This is a genomic window from Actinomycetota bacterium (assembly GCA_036280995.1).
Taxonomy (GTDB): Bacteria; Actinomycetota; CALGFH01; order CALGFH01; family CALGFH01; genus CALGFH01.
In genome coordinates this window covers 1-3,412 of sequence record DASUPQ010000575.1, presented here as the reverse complement: position 1 = coordinate 3,412, position 3,412 = coordinate 1, and the positions used below count along the sequence as shown (strand labels likewise).

General features: G+C 76.3%; 4 protein-coding genes. 1 reads left to right on the top strand and 3 read right to left on the bottom strand.

All coding sequences use genetic code 11. From position 1 onward, the window contains the following. Nucleotides 1-282 precede the first annotated feature (282 nt). Nucleotides 283-1,647, bottom strand: coding sequence for a hypothetical protein (locus VF468_19305; GenBank protein ID HEX5880438.1), 1,365 nt, complete (start codon nt 1,645-1,647; stop codon nt 283-285). Between the two features lie 43 nt (nt 1,648-1,690). Between VF468_19305 and VF468_19300 the strand changes: the two genes are divergently transcribed. Beyond that, complete coding sequence (locus tag VF468_19300) at nt 1,691-1,978, top strand: MazG nucleotide pyrophosphohydrolase domain-containing protein (GenBank protein HEX5880437.1); 288 nt, start codon at nt 1,691-1,693, stop codon at nt 1,976-1,978. On the opposite strand, the gene VF468_19295 is transcribed toward VF468_19300, so the two are convergent. Continuing rightward, nucleotides 1,975-2,424: a DUF4870 domain-containing protein gene (locus VF468_19295; protein HEX5880436.1), complete on the bottom strand. Its 450-nt coding sequence runs from the start codon at nt 2,422-2,424 to the stop codon at nt 1,975-1,977. The genes VF468_19300 and VF468_19295 overlap by 4 nt on opposite strands. 52 nt (nt 2,425-2,476) lie before the next feature. Further along, nucleotides 2,477-3,412 (bottom strand): ACT domain-containing protein (locus tag VF468_19290; GenBank protein ID HEX5880435.1); only part of this gene is annotated, 936 nt, incomplete at its 5' end.

The following is a 3,412-nucleotide window of genomic DNA, read 5'->3' as shown; positions in this document are numbered from 1 at the left end:
CGCTACCCGTCCAGTTCGGGGAAGGCGACCCGCTGACGGTCATGCGCTGGCTGGTGGGCGAGCGCAGCTCCAGCAGGCCCGGCCGCCGCGACCGCACCTCCCAGCTCTCCGGGCGGCACACGCGCAGGCTGTCCGGCTGGTCGTCGGCCGGCAGCAGCAGGTGACTGGCGTCCTGCCGGCGCTAGCTGATGAAGATGCCGCCGGACGGCGCCGCGGAGGCGTGCTGCATCTCGATCCGTTCCCGGCCTGGACCCCTCAGGCCGCCTCCATGATCCGGGCCCGTCAACCCCGCCGGATCGCGGCCAGCCGCGACGGGATCGCCGCCCGGCGGAGGAGGTCGCCGGCGTGGGAGGTGACGCCGACGTCGCCGGTGAGCTCGACGCCCTCGCCGGGGGGGACGGTGGCGACGAGCTCGCGGAGCCGCTCCAGGCCGAGGGACGGGTCGAAGCGGCGCCAACGCGACGGCGTCCCCGGGTAGATGGTGGCGCCGGACGCCGCCACCGTGGCCAGGTGGAGCTGGACGACCCAGGCGCCGGCGCCGTCGTGGGCCCATTCGAAGCGGACCGGGCCGAGGGCGGCGGCGGCCCGGGACCCGACCCGCCGCACGTCGTCGGCCACCCGCTCCGGGAGGGTGGCCGGGGCCGCGCGGGCGAGCATGAAGTCCTCCCCGGACCCGGCGACGCCCTCGATCAGCAGGCCGCCGGCGCCGTCGGGGAGGGCGGCCCCTGACCATCGCGCCCCGACCCCCTCCTGGGCGAGGACGGACACGATGGCCGTGCCCGTGGGGTCCTCCTCCGACAGGAGGGCGAACGGGTCCCGCCAGCCCCGCTGGGTCGTGAACCGGCCGGGGGCCGGCTCGGCCGGGCAGGTGCGGGCCCACCACTCGCCGCTGCCGGTGGGGCGGCCGAAGCGGAACGGGGCGACCCGGCGGCCGACCACGGTCGTGGCCGGCACGGGCAGGTCGTGCAGGTCGGCGGCGAGCAGGCCGAAGGCCTTGTCCCCGAGGAAGCGGCTGAACCGGTTGGGCCAGGTCAGCGGCTTGGCCAGCGGGGCCGGGTCGACCCGCTCGGTCTCCCAGATGATCGTGTGGGTCTGGCGGACGCCGGCGACGAGCGGGTGGACGCTGAACTCGATCCGCTCGGTCGGCGTGGCCGCCAGGTCGGGGGTGAAGCCGTAGACGGTGCGCAGCAGCGCGACGGCGTGGTCGTGGGCCAGGGCGACGGTGCCGGGCCGCTCCACCGACCGGGGCGTGTCCCCGGGGGCGAACTCGACCAGGCCGCCGAGGGCGACCCCCGAGACCCCCCCGTCGTCGACGTCGACCGTCTCGTTGGCGATCGTGTGCAGGCCGTCGGCGGCGCGGGCGCGCAGGACCGCCAGGACGTCGTCGCCGCGGGTCAGGCCGTAGCTGAACGGGCCGCCCCTGGGCGCCCCGGGCGCGAAGCTGCGGACGTTGACCGAGCCGCTCCCGGCCAGGGCGAGGAGGGCGCCGACCGCCTCGGCGGCGCCGGCGAAGCGGTGGTCGGGCCGGTGGCCGCGCAGGCGGGCGTGCCGCTGCGGCAGGTCCTGGCCGGGGCCGAAGCTGACGAACTGGGCCACGTTGGCATGCTGTGCGAGACGGCTCAGCATCTCGTCCTTGAGCGCCACCATGGGATGAGGATAGAAGCCGGTCGCGACAGGACGGGAGGGGTACGTGGAGCTCGCCGAGCTGCAGCACCGGATCGAGGCGCTGTACGGGGACCGGGACCGGGCCCGTGGGGTCGACGGGACCTTCCGCTGGTGGGTCGAGGAGGTCGGCGAGGTGGCCAAGGCGCTCCGGGGCGGCGACCCGGCCGCCCTGGAGCACGAGCTCGGGGACGCCCTGGCCTGGCTGGCCAGCGTGGCCAACCTGGTCGGGGTCGACCTGGCCAAGGCGGTCGGCCGCTACGCCGGCGACTGCCCCCGCTGCGGCGCCACCCCCTGCGCCTGCCCGTTGGCCTAGCGGACGAGCCGGATGGTCAGCGGGTAGCGGTAGAGCTCGCCGTTGTTGGCCCGGATCGACGCGATCACGATCAGGATCACGTAGGCGATGCCGAGGCCGAGCAGGAGGAAGATGCCGATCCCGACGACGAACAGGACCACCGAGATGATCGCGTAGAGGAGCCAGCTCAGGTTGAAGTTGAGCGACTCGACGGCGTTGGCGCGCACGAAGGCCGAGCGCTGGCCGAACACCAGCAGGATGATCAGCGGGGCCACGAACCCGAGGAACAGGTAGGCGGCCACGAACGACAGCAGATGGGACAGCATCGCCCACAGCCGCTCCTGGTCGGCGGGGAGCGGCCCTTGCCCCGGCGGACCGCCTGGAGGAGGGCCGCCGGCCGGTGGGCCGCCGCCGGGAGGGCCGGCCGGTGGGATGGGGGGTGGGGGCGGGGGCACCTGCTCCGACATCGCTCGCTCCTTCCTCGATGGCCCACCGGGCCTGACGCCCGGAGCCTAGCAGTCAGCCGCCGAGGAGTCGGCCGGTGCGGTGGCGGATGGCCAGGGTGAGCTCGTCGGCCTGGTCGTGGCTGAGCTTGGCCCCCCAGGGGGAGCGGACGTAGAAGGTGTCCACGACCCGGTCGCCCAATGTGTCGATCTTGGCCACGCGGACGTCCAGGTCGAGGTCGCCGAGGGCGGCGGCCATGGCGTGGAGCAGGCCGAGGGCGTCGGCGGCCCGGACCTCGACCACGGTCGAGTGGGCCGACTCGTGGGGCAGGACCCGCACGTCGGGCTCGACCGGGGCGGGCGGGCGGTAGTCGCGGGCCTTGCGCTCCAGCCGCGCCTCGACGGCCAGGCGGCCCGCCCAGGCGGCGTCCAGGTCGGCGCCGAGGCGCTCCCAGCGCAGGTTGGGCGGCGCCTGGACGGCGAACCGCTGCAGGGCCAGGCCGGCGCTGGTCGACCAGACATGGGCCCGCAGCACCGACACCCGGTGCAGGGCCAGCACCCCGGTGGTCCGGGCCAGCGTCCCCGGCCGGTCGGCGGCGCACACCGTCACCAGCCCGTGCCCGTCGCCCGACGGGTCGACCCGGTAGCGGACCCCGCCCGGCCCCGGCGGGTCGGCCAGCAGCTCCAGCTCCTCGGCCAGCTCCCCGACGTCGGTCGTGCCCAGGGTGGACAGGTACGAGTCGGGCAGGGTGGCCAGCAGGCGGGCGGCCTGGCCGGCCAGGGCCGGGCGGGCCGCCTCGACCCTGGCCGCCAGCGCCTCCGGGTCGCCGGGGGCTGGCGCCGTCCCCCGCTCGAGCACGTGCAGGACCCGGGCGGCCAGGTCGGCGACCAGCGTCCCCTTCCAGTCGTTCCAGGCGGCCGGGCCGGTGGCCAGCCCGTCGGCCACCGTCAGCAGGTGCAGCAGCCGCAGCCGGCGCGGCGACCCGAGCGCCGCGGCCACGCCCTCGACCAC